The organism is Streptomyces sp. NPDC001443 (assembly GCF_053597355.1).
The window spans coordinates 34,243-52,293 of the sequence record NZ_JBSFIA010000053.1; the positions used below are offsets into that span (position 1 = coordinate 34,243).

Genomic DNA, 18,051 nt, shown 5'->3' on the forward strand with positions numbered 1-18,051 from the left:
CCGCCGCACGACTGGTGCGGCGGCCCGTCACTTCGTGCGGGTCTTCTGGGCTTGGGCCTTGGACTTGGCCAGGCGGTAGGACTCGGTGCCGGTCTCGATGATGGTCGCGTTGAAGGTGAGCCGGTCCACGATTGCCGCGCAGAGCCGCGGGTCGGTGAAGGTGCGGCTCCAGCCGGTGAAAGCTTCGTTGGAAGCGATCGCGATACTGTTCTTCTCCTCACGCTCAGTAAGAACCTGGAAGAGCATTTCGGCGCCGCGGCGGTCCAGTTCGAGGTAGCCGAGTTCGTCGATTTCGAGCAGATCGACGCGCCCGTAGCGGGCGATGGTCTTGCCCAGCTGTTTGTCGTCGGCTGCTTCGACCAGCTCGTTCACCAAGGCCGCAGCGGTGGTGTAGCGGACGCGGTAGCCGGCCATGGCGGCTGCGATGCCCAGTGCGATCAACAGGTGGGACTTGCCGGTCCCGGAGTCCCCGATCAGACCCAGCGGGTAGCCCTTGGCGATCCATTCGCAGGTGGCAAGATTGTTGATCACAGCCGGGTCGACGTTGGGATTGGCGGTGTAGTCGAACTCGCGCAAGGACTTCTCGCGGGGAAAGCGGGCCGCCCGGATGCGGCGTTCCGCTCGGCGGCGGTCGCGGTCCTCGCACTCGGCCATCAGCAGTTCGGCGAGGAAGCCGGCATAGGACAGGCACTCGCGTTCGGCGCGGGCGATGGTGTCGGCGGCCTGGGCCCGCATGGTGGGCAGCCGCAGCATGCGGCAGGCGGTGTCGATCGCCGCATCGGACGCCTGCGAAGTCAGTGCGTGGTGGGCCGTGGTCATGTCGTTTCCTTCCGGCGGAGGGGCAGCAGTTCGTCCCACTGCTCCAGGCGGGGCAGGGGCCGCTGGTCTTCGGGCAGGGCCCGGGCAAGGCGGCGCGCGGTCAGAGGTGTGATCGGGGCAGGATCAAGGCTCGGCGGTGCGGGAACAGACCGGCTGGCGGTGCGCGTCCGGCGGTCTGGGCGACCTTGCGGGCCTCTAGCGCGATGACATCCTCGTGGAAAGTGCCGGTCGCCAGGGCCGCGCGGATCCCGGCCACGACGTCAGCGTGCTGCTGGTGGCGGTGCAGCAACAGCACCTTCACCAGGGCTTTCGTGCCCTCAACTTCGCCGAGGGCCTTCTTCGCCGCGGCCCAGAACGCCTCATGGACTGCGGTGAACGCGCCTTCGGCTCGGGCCTGGTGCAGCGCCTCGGAGCGTTCCAGGGCGCCGGGTTTGGTCAGCAAGGCCTCCAGGTAGTGGTCCAGCACGAGGCGCTCGGCGCCGCGGGCGGCCAGCCGGGGGTGGCGGGCGATTTCCCGCCGCCCGTCATAGACGACGAGTTCGTCGCAAGTGAGTGTGACGGTGACCTTGCGGTCGATGTAGCGGACCGGGACCGAGTACCGGCACATCTTCACCGTGATCGCCCCGTAGCGGTCGACGCGGGGTGTGAGCGTGATCCCAGTGGTGAACGGGTCGTCCGGCAGCGGCAGCAGATGTCCGGCCTCGCGGGTGAAGTCCTGTGCAATCGTGCGTATTCTCGCCCCGATCCGCCGTTCGTCCTCCCTGGCCTCGAACTCTGCGAACCGGGCGTTGAGTTCGTCCAGGCTGTCGACCTGCGGCACCGGGGTGAGGTAGTTGCGGCGGAAGTAGCCGACCTGGCCTTCGACCCCACCTTTCTCGTGGGCGCCGCGCAGTCCCGGCTCGCAGTAGAACGGAGTGAATCCGTAGTACTCGTGGAAGTTCGTCCAGCGAGGGTTCTCCTCCCGCGAGCGGCTGCGGAAGAGCACTTTCGTCACGGCCGGAGTGAGGTTGTCGTAACGGACCTGCCCGGCCGGCACCCCGCCCAGCATGTTCAGCGCGTGCACGTGCCCTTCGAAGAACGCCTGCTGACCGCACGACCGCGAGATGCGGTGAACGGCCTTGCCCGAATAGGCCAGCCGGAAGGCGAACAGGTAACAGCGGGTCCGCTGGCCGGCCAGGTCCACATAGACGTCTCCGAAATCGACCTCGGCGTCCGCACCGAGCGCATTGTGCCGGGTCACGAACGCCTCCACCGGCGCCCCCACCTGGGCCGCGATCTCCTTGCGCCGCGCGGCGACGAAGTCCCGCACCGTCGGATACGGGACCGCCTCGCCGAACTCCTCCTCGATCCGCGCGACGATCCGCCGCACGGTGTGCCGCTGCTTGCGCGGAGCATCAAGATCCGCCCGCAGCCAGGCACCGACCGTCTTCTTGTACGGCTCCATCCGTGGCGACGTCCGTACCGGCCGACGTCTCGGGGTGGGCACCGGCGAGGCCAGCGCCTCGCGCACGAGTCGGCGGTGGACCCCGTATTTCCGCGACAGGGCCCGGATTGACATCTGCTGCTGCCAGCTGTCCCGCCGGATCCGGTCGAACAACTCCTGTTTGGATAAAGACATCCACCGCACCGCCACTGCCGGAGATCACGGGAACCGTCTCACCGCAAGAACCGGGGTGGAGCCACTTTGTCCCGTCACCACCCCTCAATGCGTCCGTGCGACCCGTCGACTGGGGCCAGCGGAAGCCAACATGCCGGAGCCGGTGAACGACGTCAGAGCCACTGACGACCCGCCCGCAGCAGCCGTCGTCCGCTGACGTTGCCGTCACCGTTGCCGTCAGACGCCCAAGAAGCCTCGCCGGAACGAATCCGGCGGGGCTTCTTGCGCTCCGAGAGGGGGCGATTCACCGCTATGCCAAGACGAAAGGCGTCACGCAGAGATGAGAACTTATCACACCGTCCGACTTTCCGGACAGATCCCCTCCGTCAGAGGTTGTGGATCACCACGACTCATCGCCCGTCAGAACGATGATTACCTCATCAGGCTCATCGGTTCCGTCTCCGTAGATGTCGACCCGATTATCTACATTCGGAACGGGAATCAGCAGTCTCACCGATTCATTCGGATCCGAAATTTCGAGGGACGCCTCGGGGAGAGTCAGACTCCCTGAGTACACAAGGACCTTTCCACTCGGCTGGTAAGGACCCTGCACACATTGGACTGACGCCGGACCGCTGGCGGCTTGCTGCACCGCGATGAACAAGGAGTCCGGACCACCGTGCACTACATCAGCAGCCGCGTCCCAGCCTGCATGATTGTCGACACTCCCAGGCGCGGCAGCAACAACCAGACCGTGGGCAAATCTTGTCGTGCATGAGGCGAAGAGCATCATTAAATCCACCTACAGTCACGGTTTCCACACCGGGAAGTCATAGTACTCCTTGAGTAGCGTGCGCACGATCCCTCCCTGCTGTTTGGAACATGCCTTGCAGTGCGGATACAGCGTCCACGGACCGTTGGGCGCGAGCTTATTCGGTGGATTGTGGTCACCAGTCCAGTGACCGTCTTTGTATCCCGATTCGGCTGCCCCGCATGAAGCGCAGCCGTTTCGGTCACCAAATTCGTTCATCATCCGCTGCTCGTGAGCCAGGGCAGTGTCACCGCGTTCAGCGGTCACTCCTTCTGCTTTCCGGCCCTTTATTGCCGACCCAAGAGTCACATTGCAGAGCGAATCTTCGTTGACGTTGTGCACGAGTACTGGCGCGGCCCCCGCCAGCACATAGTACGTGTGCAGGTTGTTGACGGTGAGGTCGTAGGTGGTCTGCTGCTGGTGGAAATTGCGGACGGTGCGGACGACGGCGATGGTGCCGTCGGTGGTGCGGAGGTGGGCGTCGGTCCAGCGGTGGTGGGTGGCGTCCCAGAAGGGGTGGTGCCAGGTGGTGGTGAGGGCCTGGGCGCTGGTCTCGGTGGGCTGGCTGCTGGTTGCGGAGCCAGCGGTGTGATGTGCGTCGAGGGTGAGGGTGGTGAAGTCACGGTCCGTAGTGGTGACGATGACGTTCTGGACCTTCTCGGGGGCGCTGACCCCCGTCTGCGGGTCCGTCGCCAGGACCTCGTCGCCGGTCTCCACCTGGCCGATCGGCTTCGACGAACCGTCGGCGAGGCGTACTGCTGTTCCGGGTGTGAAGCTGTGCGTGACGCACCCGGCCGCTTCCGCGCCCGCGCTCTCCGTCTTTTCCGCTTCGACGAGGAAGCGTTCAGCTTCGACCGCATCCTCGGCGACCTTGGCAGCTTCTTCGGCGTCCTTGACCGCGGTGTAGGCGCGGTCGAGTGAACGCCAGACCTTGAAGGCTTCGACGCCTACCTTGATGGCTTTGAAGACCTTGCCCCAGGGGACGGCGGTCAGGGCGGTGTTGATGCAGCCCATGACGTCGCCCTTGGTGAAGCAGTTGTAGACGTCGGTCAGGCCTATGACGTCCGTCGCCTCGCAAGGTCAGCCCGCTGAAGGGCTTTTCAGACGCCCTCTAGAAATCACTGACCCATTCGTCTCATTCTGCGGTCGGCCAGCAAATCTCCAGGTTGGTGATCTCCTGGGTCGCGTCCGCGAGGCCTTCAATCGCCGCCGACAGGTCGACCACCGTCTGGGTGAAGAGGTGATGGGCCCGCGGATCAACCATGTCCGTCAGTGCCTCCGGTCCGCCGTAACCCCCGCGCAGCAACCATCCGGGCCCGTCGCACCCGACGATCCGCGTCGGCTGAAGTACCCGCTGCCCGTCCTTCACTACAGGAATCCGCGCACGAACCTCGGATCCAAGACTGCTGACGGCTCCCTCCGCCGTACCGCCCTGATCCAGGACCCCCTGGATGATCTTCGGGCGGACCTTGCCCCAGACGGGGCCCAACGGAACCCTGAACGCCTGGAGGCTGAAGGCGTGACCACCAAGGGAGACAATCACCCCGACGGTACGCCCGTCGGCCCTCAGCGGGTGAATGCGCGCACCGTCCAACCGTGGCACCCTCAACACGCCGTAGTCCAGCCGCTCTGCCCTAGAAGGCACCTCCGAGGCGTCCCAGGGCCCAAACTCGCCGTCCCTGACCTGAGGTCGCGTCATATCTCCAGAGTCGAGCCCCTCGAACCAAAGGTCTTCTGCCTGCGACAGCAGAACACCGAGCGGGTTCGGCGAGGCATCGGAGCGCCGGGCGTACTCCCAGAGCCAGGCCACCGCCTCTTCCCAGCTCATGGCCACATCCTCCGTGCCGAGCTCGAGCGCACGGAAGTCTCCCGAGATCAGCCGCGCCAGCGTCGTGTCGCCCGATTCCACGATCCGCTCGGCGAACGCCGGATCCTCAACCGTGGCAAGACCAACAGCCATGATGATGAGCACGCCCGGAGTCAGCCGGTCCCAGACACCGAACTCCGCCGAAGCGAGGCTCTCTGAAGAAAGGCATCCGTCTCGGCCGTACTGCTCGACGATTTTCGTGGCACCCGCCCTGACCTCGTTCATCGACCGCCCTCCGCCGCCCTTCGTGCTCTGCGCGCCAGTCCCTTCTTGAGCGCGTCGTAACCGAGGGTTACTGCCACGGCAACGGCGCTGACCGAGTCTCCCGCCTGCACGCCACCCCCTATGTGATCACCAACGTTCTGCGCAAGGCTAGACGATTCTTCGACTACACCGGTCTTGAACTCTGCGCGTTCTGCGCCCTCTTCAGCCGTGGCCTCAGCCTCGGCCGAGGCTTCGCCTGATCGACTGGCCGCCGCACCGGGTTGGTGCCGGGGGATGCCGCTGGGGTCGAAGTCCGGAAGATCCGCGGCCCCGCCCGTCGGGCAGTTATGGACCAGCAGCGGGGTATTGCCCGCCAGCACATAGTACGTGTGCAGGTTGTTGACGGTGAGGTCGTAGGTGGTCTGCTGCTGGTGGAAATTGCGGACGGTGCGGACGACGACGGTGGTGCCGTCGGTGGTGCGGAGGTGGGTGCCGGGGGTGAGGGCGTGGGCGTCGGTCCAGCGGTGGTGGGTGGCGTCCCAGAAGGGGTGGTGCCAGGTGGTGGTGAGGGCCTGGGCGCTGGTCTCGGTGGGTGTGGTGCTGGTTGCGGGGCCGGTGGTGGGGTGGGTGTCGAGGGTGAGGGTGGTGAAGTCGTGGTCCGTGGTGGTGACGATGACGTTCTGGACCTTTTCGGGGGCGGTGACCCCCGTCTGCGGGTCCGTCGCCAGGACCTCGTCGCCGGTCTCCACCTGGCCGATCGGCTTCGACGAACCGTCGGCGAGGCGTACTGCTGTTCCGGGTGTGAAGCTGTGCGTGACGCACTGGGCCGCTTCCGCGCCCGCGCTCTCCGTCTTTTCCGCTTCGACGAGGAAGCGTTCGGCTTCGACGGCGTCCTCGGCGACCTTGGCGGCTTCTTCGGCGTCCTTGACCGCGGTGTAGGCGCGGTCGAGTGAACGCCAGACCTTGAAGGCTTCGACTCCTACCTTGATGGCTTTGAAGACCTTGCCCCAGGGGACGGCGGTCAGGGCGGTGTTGATGCAGCCCATGACGTCGCCCTTGGTGAAGCAGTTGTAGGCGTCGGTCAGGCCGATGACGTCCGCGACGAGGCTGAGCAGGCGGTGTCTGAGGCCCGAGGCTTGTTTCTTGGCCGCGGCGGCCGCGGCGTCCGCTGTCGCCTTTTGCCTTTCCAGCGCGCGTTGTTCGGCCTGTGCGTTGGCGGTGGCGTTGGTGACGCTGGCCTTTTCGCGCTGGGCTGCGGCCTGGTTGTTGCTGGGGGTGCTTCCCGATCCTGCGTAGTCGTGGAGCACCTGGGAGCTGGGCTGGTGGCCGGGCGTGTAGTTGAGGCAGCTGGGGCAGTTGCGGGTCGGGCAGTCGATGTCCGCGCAGGTGCCGGCGGGGTCGGAGGTGGTGACGGGGGTGTCGTCGGCGTAGTCGTAGGCGTTCCAGGACTGCGGTGCGCCAGGGTCCAGAACAGGGTCTGGGGCGAGGAAGCGACCGGTGGTGGGGTCGTACTCGCGGGCGCCCAGGTTGGTCAGGCCGGTGTTGCCGTCCTCCGTGCCACCGACGTACCCGCGTTGTCCTGCGGTCCAGGTGGCGGACTGGTTGCGGATTTCGCCGAAGGGTTTGTACTGGCGGCGGGTGACCTGCTGGGTCTGGGAGTCGATGGCGAGGGTGCCGGTGCCCTGGCGGTCGGGAATCAGGTAGGTGAAGTGGCCGTCGGAGGTGTGGGTGGCCACGGTCTCGCCGGCGAGGCTGATGTAGCGGGTGCCGTCGGCGGTGGTGGCGCCCTTCTTCAGCGTGATCTCTTCGTCGCCGGTGTAGAGGGTGGTGGCGTCGGGGCTGCGGCGCAGCAGGAGGCCGCCGTCGGCGTCGTAGAGGTAGGTGGTGTCGCCGCTGGTTCCGGTCGAGGCGAGTTCGGCGAGCTGGTCCTCGTCGTTGTAGGTGAGGGTGTCGGTGCCTGCGCGGTTGGTGCGGGTCTTGACGTTGCCGGCTTCGTCGTAGGTGTAGGCGGTCGTGGTGTCGGCTGTGCTGTCGCCTGGCGTCACGCTCGCCACCTTGGTGACGGCGTGGGCCGGGCCGTTGCCCTTGGTTACGGGGGTGTAGGTGGTGGTTTTGTCGTGGGAGGTGTCGCCGCTGGGGTTGTGGTCGATCTGGGTCTGGCGGGCGCCGGTGGCGTCGTAGGTCCAGGACTGCCAGTACGGCGAGGGGCCGCCCACGGTGGAGGAGCTGAGGGAGGTCGGGGTGGCCGCGCAGCTGTCGGTGGCGCTCCAGGCTGCGTCGAGGCGCTGGGCCCAGTCGTAGGTGAAGCACTGGGTGTCGGTGGTGCCGGTCTCGAGCTGATCGCTGATCTTGGTGACGTTGCCGGACGGCTGGTAGGTGTAGGTGGTTCTGTCGGCGATGGCGGCGCCGGACTTGTTGACGGTGGTGGAGCCGGTCAGGCGGTGGGTCTGGTCGTCGTAGCTGAGGGTCTGCTGGACGAAGTTGCCCGAGGTGCCGTAGGTGAACTGCTTCGGCTCGTCGAACGCGGTGTAGGTCAGACCGCTGACGTAGGCCCAGCCGTTGGTGCCGCTGCCCACTCCGATGGGGCGGTCGAAGGCGTCGTAGGTGTAGGAGACGGTCTCCGACGGGAGTTTGACGGCGGCGGGATCCTGGTCGCCGTAGCTTTTCAGGGTGCCCGTGAGGTTGTACGTGTTCTGGTGGAGGTAGGTGCCGGCGAGGCTGCCTTCGGCGGCCGGGATGACCAGTTGGGTGGCCTGGACCCAGCCGTGGCTGTCGTATCCGAGGACCTTGCTGGTGTAGGCGCTGCCGGACGATCCTCCGACGTACCGGGTGGACGCGGTGGGCTTGCCCTTCTTCAGGGTGTCGTACGTCCAGACGGCCAACTGGTTGGCGGCCGACTGGGCTGCGCCGCCGGTGGTGTCGTACTCGGCGGTCTTACGGCCCATCTCGTCGTAGGTGTAGCTGATGGTCTTGGTACGGCTGTCGGTGGTGGTGAGCAGCTGGCCGGCGTTGTCGTACGTGGAACTGGACTGGCCGGTGTCGGGGTCGCTCTGGGAGGTGCGGCGTCCCAGCAGGTCGTAGGTGCTGCTCCAGGTGTGGCCCTGGCCGTCGTCCAGGCCGGTCTGGTGTCCGGCGGCGTCGTAGGCGTAGGCGGCGGTGTCCGCGGCGCCGGTGGGAGTGCTGCCGTGATAGCGCAGCAGTTGGACCGTCTGGCCGCGGGCGTCGGTGTACGTGGAGGTCGGGGTGGCGCCGGGGTCGGCGCCCACGGCGCTCGGGGTGACATCGACGCGGTCGGCGCCGGGGTAGGCGGTGGTGGTGCGCCAGGTCTCGGACGCGAAGTGGTAGGCGATTGAGGCTGTCACGCGTCCCGCGCCGTCGTAGACGGTCGCGGTCTGGGACGGGGTCTGGTTGTCGGCCGCGTCGACCAGGGTGGCCGACGGCGCACCGCTGTTGTAGTAGGCGTCGGAGGCGCTGACCGCCCAGCCATGACTGTCGTAGACGGTGTCCGTGATGACACGGCCGCCGTCGACGGTGGCCGTCTGCCGCTCTCGCGAGCGCAGCATGGCGTCGTACAGGTCGATGGAGGTGATGTAGGTGTTGTTGTCGGTGAGGGTCTGGGTGGTGACCGTCGACGGGACCTTGGGGTCGGGGCTGAGGTTGTAGCTGAATTTGGTGTTGGGGTTGTCGTCGGTGGGGAAGCCCGGCTCCCACACCTTGGTCAGCCGGCCCAGCGCGTCGTAGGCGCTGGTGGTGGAGTAGCTGGCGGCGTCGGTGGTCTTCAGCTCCAGACCGCGGGCGGGGTCGAGGGTGGTCGTGGTGGCGAAGCCGGCGGTCTGTCCGGTGACCTTCGGTCGGGTCACCTTGACCGAGGTCGGCGATGCGCCGGTGGCGGGTGTGTACGCGGTGGTGGTGGTGCGACCGTCGGCGTCGGTCTCGGTGAGTTCGCGGCCGTAGGAGTCGTAGGTGTTCTTCAGGGCCGTGATGTAGTGCGCGGTGCCGTCGGCGGAGACCGAATCGGCCTTCTGCACCATGGTCACGTTGCCCTCGGTGGGCGTGGCGTTGTTGTCCGTGGAGTTGTCGAAGAACGTCAGGTCGTCGCTGATCAGGTCGCCGGGGTAGACCGGGGCGGCGGTGCAGGAGGCGGCGACCGCCTGGATGCGGCGAGGGATCGGCAGCGTGTTCCCGGCCGTGTCCTTGGCGTACCAGGTGCGGGTGCACTTGTCGTCGTCGGTGGTGGAGATGTCACCCAGGTCGTCGACGTACCGCGGCAGACCGGTCGCGTCGTCGATGTCGTAGTCGGTCTCGGTGGTGCGCGGTTTTCCGTTCGCCTTGGTGGCGGTGGCACGGGTGCGCTGGATGTTGGTGCGGCGGGCGACGAGGTCGTCCAGGCCGGCTTTGGTGCGGGCTTGGGTTGCGGTGGGGGGCGAGGCCCACGGGTCGGTGATCTCGTCGGAGATGAGAGCGCCGCCGTCGCCGTTGAAGGTCTCCGTCTCGAAGACGGTGCCGGCCAACCAGTCGGAGTCCTTCTGCGGATCGTCGCCCGCGCTGTCGTCGAGGGGCACACTGCGCTTGCCGTCGGCAGTCTTGTCGCCGTCCATGCCGCGGAAGTACGTCTGTCTCGAGAGGGTGATCTTCTCGGGAGCCGTACCGGTGCGGGTCTCGACGCGGCCGTAGCCGCGCCACTGGTTCCAGGTGCGGTATTTGCTCTGGGTGAGCGGGTCGTCGTTGAAGTGCCAGGCCGGGTCGCCGAGGTAGGTGTAGGAGGTCTGCACCGGCAGGGCGTGCGTGGTGGGGTCCTGCGCCGTGACGGAGTTGACGACGAATTTGTTGAACCAGTCCAGTTGCGGGGCTGTTTGGCCCGGTGGTGTCCAGTAGGACGGGTAGCAGCGGTAGGTGTTGCTGTCCTGGCTGGACGGCAGGACCGTGGTGCCCGCGCGGTGGCACTGCGCGGCGGAGTAGTTGACGGTGATCACCTCCGCGGACTCGGTGGTGATCGTCGTCATCCGGTAACGGGTGATGGGCTGGTATCCGTCCAGGCCGTCGACCCGGTTGGCCAGGGCCTGCCCGGCGAACTGCAGCGGTGGAAGCGCCAGGGTGCCGCCGTCCTGGCCGGTGCGGGTGATGGACGACAGCCACAGCGACGGGGTGGTGGTGTCTCCGGTGGACGGGAAGGTCTGGGTCAGGGACCAGGTGTCGACCGGCTGGTAGCCGGTGCCCACGAGGACCTGGGTGCGTATGCCGGTGAGACGCTTGGTGGTGTAGAACGCCGGTCCGTGGTTGGCGCAGGTGCCGGTCGCGGCGCAGGTCTGGTCGACGGGGACGTCGGGCCAGCGGGCGGCGTTGGCCGCCGTCATCTTCGATGCGGCACAGTCGAAACCGCTGTCGGGCAGACAGCGCTCGGAGGTGTCGAAGAAGACCTGGGCCGCTGCCGGGGCGGTGGTGTCGTAGACCTTCCCCGCACGCTGGCCGTAGTGGATCTCGGAGAGGTAGCCGCTGCGGGTGTAGGGCGTGGCGGTGGTGGCGTTGTCGCGGCCGTAGTAGTTGGTTTCCGGCGTGTACCAGTAGCTGATGGCGTTGCCGTGGGGGTCGACGACGTAGTCGAGGCTCCACCGGTACGCCTGCTGGCACCAGGAGTCCGCGAAGGTGGCGGCGTGGCACGGTTCGCCGGTGTCGTTGCCGTAGACCGGTGCGGTGAACACCGAGTTGGTGGTGGCGTTGCCGGTCGCCCAGCCGGGCAGCCGGTTCAGGCCGAAGTAGTACTTCGTGTTGTCGGCCGTGGTGACGGTGAAGTACTCGTTGTCGTTGTCGCCGTTGACCGTGTCGGTCTTGATCTCGATCTTCTCGCCGCTGTCGCCCTGTGGGTGCCAGGTGTTCGTCGTGTCGTCGTGGACGAGCGTGTTGGACGATCCGTTGAGGGACAGGGTGAGGGAGTCGACGCTGTCCGACCAGCACTCGTCGGAGGTCTTGGGGGTGCCGTTCGCCGTGTCGTCGGAGCAGGAGGCGTAGCTGCGCTCGACGAATCCGGGCGAGTAGTCCCAGCCGTCGCCGATCCACGAGGACTGTGCGTTGGTCGAGGAGGTGCGTCCGTCCACGCTCTGCGAGCTGTAACCGAGGCTCACGCTGGGGACGAGGCTGCCGGGGACGTCCGGCACGGAGATCGGGTACGAGTAGGAGAACGCGCCGCTGGAGCCGCCTGCGGACCACTGGCCGGACGGGGAGAGGGAGGTGGCGGCGTAGGAGCCGCCGCCGCCGGCGGTTCCCGCCACGGCGGCGAGCACCACGGCCGTAGAGGCCGGGGCTTGCCGGGCAGCCGTCGCGTCTGCGGCCGGCAGGGTGACGTCCGCGGAGACGGTCCTGCTCCGAGCGTTGTTGGTGGAGGGCAGCGGGGTCTGCGTGCGGCAGGCCGCCTTTGCCGGCGTGGTGAGGGCGCAGGCCGGGAGCTGCACCAGGTGGAGCCGGCCGGCCCAGTCTCCGCCGTAGGCGTCCTGGAAGGCGGAGTAGTCCAGGCCGATCCGTGCGGTTGCGGCTGTCGTGAGGGTGTCGGACTGGGCGGCGAACACCACGCCGTGCAGTCCGAGATCCTGTGCGGCGCCCTGACCGGGCAGCTGCAGGTGGACCTTGGTTCCGGTACTTGCGCGGTGTCCGGCCCGTGCGGGGGCGACGGTGACCGGCAGTTTCGCGGCGTGAGTGGCGTCCTTGGCGGGTACGGCCGCATCGGCTGCGGCGGCTGCGGGCCAGGTGTCGCGTGCCTTGGCGGCGCTCCAGGAGCCCATGGACGGCGCCTTGACGGGCTTGCCCTTGACCGCGGTGACGGGGACCGAAGGGGTCTTCCCGGCCGTCACGAGATAGTCCGTTCTGTTCGCGTCGGCACGAGCGGCCTGCGGCGAGAGGAATCCCGCCAGCAGCCCCAACGCGGCTACCGCGGTGATCCAGAGAGCTGATGCGCGGCGTAACCGCATGGTCTTCCCGTAAATCCGCCACAGCGCATTACGTCGCACCACGGACCCCCCAATTCAGCGTGACTGCCGACGGGATATCTGATCAGGGGTCGGTTCAATTCCACAGGACGTCCACGGTAATGATCAGGCATAGAAATTCCCATGAATCACCCTCGCGCACCCCAAGAAACGCCAGGCGGGGTCACGATGTCACCGCAAACAAGGCCTGACCGGTCAACAGCTCCCCAACAGGTGAGCACACGACCGAAGTTGCACACACCACGCACCTTTAGAGCACCCTCCACGCACGTCTTATTTCAGCCACCTGTTGTCCCCTTGCCGAAATGACAGGTAGCCTCCTCGCGCTTATCAACCGCTTCATATTGAGACGCAATTTGGGGGGCCGATGTCCGAAATTCACACCCCGCATCACATGAGAAGCCGATCCGGGAAAAAGCCACGAATAGCGGGCCGGTTTCTCCTCACGGCCGTCGCCGTACTGATGTCGCTGTCCGTCGTGACCGCCGCGCCTGCCGCCGCCGACAACCACGGCACCATGCCCGTCTCCATCCCGGCGCCCTCGCTGCCCGAGAGCCGCCCGCAAGGGCCTCTGGGCACCACCCGGCCCGCAGACGAGTCAGGAATGACCAAGGCGCAGGAGACGGCTCTGGCCGAAGGGCAGAGCCAGGCTGCACTGACGGGCAACCCCGTCCAGATCGACGCTCTGACGACCGAGACCGCCACCGTGCAGGCGAATCCGTCCGGCACGCTCACGTGGACCACCACGCTGCTGCCCGAACGCGTCCGCAAGAACGCCTCATGGGTGCCGGTCGACGCCACCCTCCAGCAAAACGCCGACGGCAGTTTCAGCCCTGCAGCAGCCTCCGAACCGCTCGTCTTCTCCGGGGGCGGGACCACGCCCCTGGTGTCCATGACGAGCGGACAGGCTCAGCTCGCCTTCACCTGGCCTCAGCCCCTGCCGAAACCGACTGTCTCAGGCGCCACGATCACGTACGCCGACGTCCTCGAAGACGTGGACCTGCAGCTGACCGCCAACACGCTCGGCGGCTTCTCCGAACTGATCGTCGTCAAGAACGCCGACGCGGCCAGAAGTCCGGCGCTGGCCACCCTGAAGCTGACCACCCACGCAACGGGCGTGGCGGTCTCCGACGACGGTCACGACAACCTCCAGGCCATCACGCCGTCGGGCCAGGTGATGTTCAGCGCGCCGCAACCCATGATGTGGGACTCCTCGTCCGGCGAGTCCGCCCGACTTCGCACCGCGGCAGCATCCGCGACCGACACGGCAGCGGCTGACACGGCCGCGCCCGTCCCGGGAATCGGCGCGCAGGTCGCCCACGTCACCGACGACGTCAGCGGGGCCGAACTCTCCCTCACTCCTGACCCGAACCTACTGAGGGGTTCCGGCACTCGCTACCCGGTCTACATCGACCCCACCTGGAACCCGCACTACGCAACGGGCAGCAAGCAGCACTACGCGGAGACCCAGCAGGGCTGCCCCTCGGCAAAGAACTACGACTCCACCCAGTACGGCGACCCCGGCGTCGGCTACAACAGCTGGTCGGGCTGCATCGGCGACGAGCGCTCCTACTTCCAGCTCGGCATCCCCTCCGCCGTCTGGGGCACCCACATCGTGGCCGCCACCGTCGACGCCAAGGAGAACTACTCGGCCAGCTGCAGCCTGACCTCCGACGCCAAGCTCTACCTCACCGGGGCCATCGGCTCCGGCACCACCTGGAGCAACAAGCCGGCCCTCGTCAGCCTGTTGGCGACCAAGAGCTTCGGGCCGGCCTGCACCAGCCAGCCCTCCGGCGGTTTCTCGGTCACTTCCGCCATCGCCACGAAGGCAGCAGCGAAGGACGCGAGCTGGACCTTCGCCCTGGTCAACAGCCAGGAAAGCAGCAGCGACGGCAACTACTTCAAGCGGTTCGCCAACAACCCTTCCATGTCCATCGAGTACAACCACATTCCCGCCAAGCCCACCACTCTGGCCGCGAAGTTCGGCACCCACTCGGCCGGCTGCGGCACGGCGACGCCGTACCCCGTCATCGGCAAGACCCTGGTCACCACTCCTCCCACCCTCAACGCAGTCGTCAGCGACGGCGACAAGGACGCGCTGGCCGCCACCTACAAGTACTGGGTCAACAGCGCCGCCGCCACAACCACCGCCAGCGCCACCGTCGCCAGCGGCCAGAACGCGCCCAAGCAGCTGCCCGCCACCTTCATGAGCGGTCTGAAGTCCGGTGACGTGGTCAGCTGGAACGTCACGGCCGGCGACGGCAAGGACACCAGCGACCCGTCCTCCACCTGCCACTTCACCGTGGACCTCACCGCACCGGCCCCCCCGACCGTCGACGACGCGGACGGCCTCTACCCGGAGGACGCAGCGGGCATCACAGCGGCGGGCACGCCCGGCAAGTTCACCCTGACCACCAACAGCGCCACCAAGTTCCTCTACAACATGGACGCCAGCCCGCCCACGTCCAACACCCCGGCCTCCGAGACCGCCACCGCGACCGCCAACAGCGCCACCGTCTCCGTCACCCCCACCGGCCCCGGCACCCACACCCTCTACGTCTACGCGGTCGACTCCGCCGGGAACGTCTCCACCCAGCAGCAGTACCAGTTCACCGCGCTGGGGCATGCCGGCAAGACCTACGCCAGCCTGCAAGCCGCCTTCAACAACACCGCCGTCACGGACGACACGGCCAAGGCCGCCGCAGACGCCGACGGCTTCGGCGCCACCCTCTCCCTGCAGGACCTCAAGGCCGCGGGCTGGCAGCCCGGCGGAAAAGTGACCGTCGACGGCGCCACCTTCACCCTGCCCGCCTTCACCTCCACCACCGGCGACAACGTGCTGGCCGCCAACCAGACCATCCAGATGAACGGCGCCGGCGGCAAAGCCCTGGTCTTCCTCGGCTTCTCCACCTACGGCGCCATCAGCTCGGAGCGCGCCGAGGACGACTACTCCAGCCCCGTCATACCCGACGGCACCTCCGTCAGCGGCACCGAATGCACCCTCGGCAACGGCCAGTACGAGGACTGCCGCGCCGGAGGCCCCTACGGCTCCATCACCTACGCGGACGGCACCACCGCCGCCTATCACCTGACCGTCCCGGACTGGATCTCCGGCTCCAACGCCCTCGCCGCCGTCTCCCTCCCCCACCGCAACCTCTCCACCGGCACCCAGGAGACCCGCAGCACCAACATCTACGCCTTCGCCGTCCCGCTCAAGGCCGGCGCACAGATCAGCTCCGTCACCCTGCCCGACCTCACCGCCTCCGCCCGTGTCTACACGCCCGGCCTTCACCTCTTCGGCATGGCCGTACGCGACACCGCCACCGCCACCGGCGGCACACAGTGGACCGGCGCGTGGAGCGCCCCGAACGAGGGCGCGTTCAACTACGAGGGCACCGATTACAAGGACCAGACCTTCCGCATCGCCGCCAATCCCAGCGTCGCCGGGTCCAGTGTCCGTATCCGGCTCTCCAACGCGCTGGGACGCACCCCGCTGACCATCGACCACGCCACCCTCGCCACCCAGTTGTCCGGAGCCGTCCCGACCGCCAGACCCGCCGACCTGACCTTCAACGGGGGCAGCAAGTCCCTCACCATTCCGGTCGGCGGCGAGGCCTACAGCGACCCGGCCGCCTATGCCGCGACACCCGGCAAACGCGTCGTGATCAGCCTCCATCTGGCCAACGACACGCCCTACCTCGTCCAGCACAGCTGGACGAGTGCAGCCACCCAGTACGTCAGCGCCGTAGGCTCCGGCGACCACACGGCGGACACCGCCGACACCGCGTTCAGCGGCGACGGCGTGTTCTGGGGCTACTTCACCAACATCCTCACCGGCATCGACGTCACCACCAGCGACAACCGCCCCACCGTGGCCGTGCTCGGCGACCACCTGGTGGACCCCTTCGCCGACGCCACCACCCCAGGCCTCACCACCCCCCGCCTCTCCGACGACCTCGCCACCGCCCTGCGGATCAACGAACAGGGCATACCGGCCTACGGAGTCGTCGCCGCCGGCATCGAGGGCAACCGCCTCACCACCGAGCAAACCCGCGGAGGACCGGCCACCCTCACCCGCCTGGACCGCGACATCCTCGCACTGCCCGGCGTCACCACCGTGATCATCGACGAGGGACTCGAAGACATCGTCGCCGGAACCGAGAACACCACAGTGGAAGAGGCATACGCCACGCTCGTCGCGCAACTGCGCGGCTGGGGCATCAAGGTCGTCCTCACCACGCTCACCCCGTGCCAGGGCTACACCCCCTGCACCACGGCCGTCGACGCCAACCGCATCGACACCAACACCTGGATCACCGACCAGGTCAACTTCCAGACACCGACCGTCACCTACGCGGACGCCGAAGCGGCCGTGGCCGTGCCGGTCGATCCCACCTCCACCACCGAACCCCTGCCACTCAGACTCGACGCTGCTGCGGCACCGTCCGACTTCGACACCGGCGACCACATCAACCTCTCCCCCGACGGCTACCTCGCCGTCACCAGCGCCCTCGACCTGACCACACTCGGACCAGACGCCTGACGCAGTCAGACACAGCGAGGTGGCCGGGCCGGGGTTCGCGGCCCGGCCACCTCGCGAGGCGATGAGGCCGCCAGTGAGTCTTCGCCGACGCCTGTTACTCCAAAGCGACCGTGCGGACCGCGGCACGGCGCGAGGATTACGCCACCGGCCAGGGGCCACCAAGCAGCCTGATCACGGTGTCCGGCAGCTCCGACTGGTCCAAGGCAGGCAAGGATCCTGCAGACTGACTGCCCATGCCGGCGGACCGGTGCAAGTACGCCGCGGACCGGGTGGCGGCCAAACACCGCTGGAACCTGGCCGCCAGCGCCAGCGAGCGCGACGCGCTGACCCGTCTTGCCGAAGCCCGCCCGACAGTGGGACGCCTACGGATCCCTCGGCACCACGACGGCTCACGCCCAGTGCGCCTGCCCCTAAGCAGACGCACTCCAGCCCCCAGGGCCCCTGGCGCAACATCACAGCCAAGTGTGCCTGCCGTTACTGCCTGGCGCGTGCCGTCCAATCTGCGCGTCCACTTGTCCGTGTTGCATTGTTCCTGCACCCCCGAAGGCTCCTTCAGTTCGAGCATGCGGCTCCTGGTAGGTCAGCAAGCGTCCCGGGCCCCGGCTTCCGTCAGTGTGAACACTCAAGCTCGCGGTTGGGCAAATGACGACAGCGACTTAACTGATGAATCATCAGAACGGTCAGCATCAGGTCAGCAAAAGGTCTACCAGACCATGCCGCAGAAGCCGGAGCTGCGGAATTGCGGCGTCCGCGCTCCCTCTTGACAACCTAGCGGGTCGAGGAGTCCAGAGGCGTACGGAACGCGCTTCGGGCGGAGGCCTGAAGACCTCAGCCCGAAGCGTTACCGGTCACGCATTTTCGCAGGTCAGCGCACCCGCCCGCGCGGCTTCAGCGGCAAGGGAGGCAGCTCCGGGGCCGGCAGCGGCGCGCCGTCGTAGCCCTTCACCTCGCCGAAACGGTCTCCCTCCGTCCAGTCCCGGCGGGCCTGTTCGATCTCCTCCTGGGACCGGCCGATCCAGTTCCAGAACATAGTGAAGCCTGCCTGCATTCACGCAGGTCAGGGCCTTCTGGAGCCCCTGCTGGTCAGCGAACTGTCAGCAATGGTCCAGGGGGCAGCAGCAGATGGCATCCGATTCCTTGGTTCGTGGGATGGGGTCGTTTTTCAAGGAGTGTGGGCATGGGCGGTCGCGGTGGCCGCGGTGTCCGCACTTGTACAAGATCCGGTTTCGTACG

Annotated in this window: 5 protein-coding genes and 2 pseudogenes; 1 reads left to right on the plus strand and 6 read right to left on the minus strand. The window is 67.3% G+C overall.

The features are described 5' to 3' along the window. Nucleotides 1-27 precede the first annotated feature (27 nt). The 5 genes and pseudogenes from istB to ACWC24_RS37310 form a co-directional block, all read right to left on the minus strand. Nucleotides 28-819 (minus strand): IS21-like element helper ATPase IstB, encoded by a 792-nt coding sequence (gene istB, locus ACWC24_RS37290; protein WP_450667350.1) that lies wholly within the window; start codon nt 817-819, stop codon nt 28-30. Continuing rightward, nucleotides 816-2,437, minus strand: a pseudogene (istA, locus tag ACWC24_RS37295) (IS21 family transposase). The gene istB and the pseudogene istA overlap by 4 nt, the downstream one beginning before the upstream one ends. A gap of 787 nt (nt 2,438-3,224) precedes the next feature. Next, nucleotides 3,225-4,241 (minus strand): Hint domain-containing protein, encoded by a 1,017-nt coding sequence (locus ACWC24_RS37300; RefSeq protein WP_450667351.1) that lies wholly within the window; start codon nt 4,239-4,241, stop codon nt 3,225-3,227. A 121-nt stretch (nt 4,242-4,362) separates the two neighbouring features. Further along, nucleotides 4,363-5,319 carry a DUF3710 domain-containing protein gene (locus ACWC24_RS37305; RefSeq protein WP_450667352.1) on the minus strand — a complete coding sequence of 319 codons (957 nt, stop codon included), beginning with the start codon at nt 5,317-5,319 and terminating at the stop codon, nt 4,363-4,365. Further along, complete coding sequence (locus ACWC24_RS37310; protein ID WP_450667353.1) at nt 5,316-12,257, minus strand: RHS repeat-associated core domain-containing protein; 6,942 nt, start codon at nt 12,255-12,257, stop codon at nt 5,316-5,318. The genes ACWC24_RS37305 and ACWC24_RS37310 overlap by 4 nt, the downstream gene beginning before the upstream one ends. A gap of 412 nt (nt 12,258-12,669) precedes the next feature. Here ACWC24_RS37310 and ACWC24_RS37315 point away from each other — a divergent pair, with 412 nt between their 5' ends. Continuing rightward, on the plus strand, nt 12,670-16,818 hold the full coding sequence (locus ACWC24_RS37315) for a hypothetical protein (RefSeq protein WP_450667354.1): 4,149 nt from the start codon (nt 12,670-12,672) through the stop codon (nt 16,816-16,818). Nucleotides 16,819-17,683: 865 nt separating this feature from the next. On the opposite strand, the pseudogene ACWC24_RS37320 reads toward ACWC24_RS37315, so the two are convergent. Further along, nucleotides 17,684-17,848 (minus strand): annotated as a pseudogene (locus ACWC24_RS37320) (pirin family protein); the annotation flags it as partial. Between the last annotated feature and the right edge of the window lie 203 nt (nt 17,849-18,051).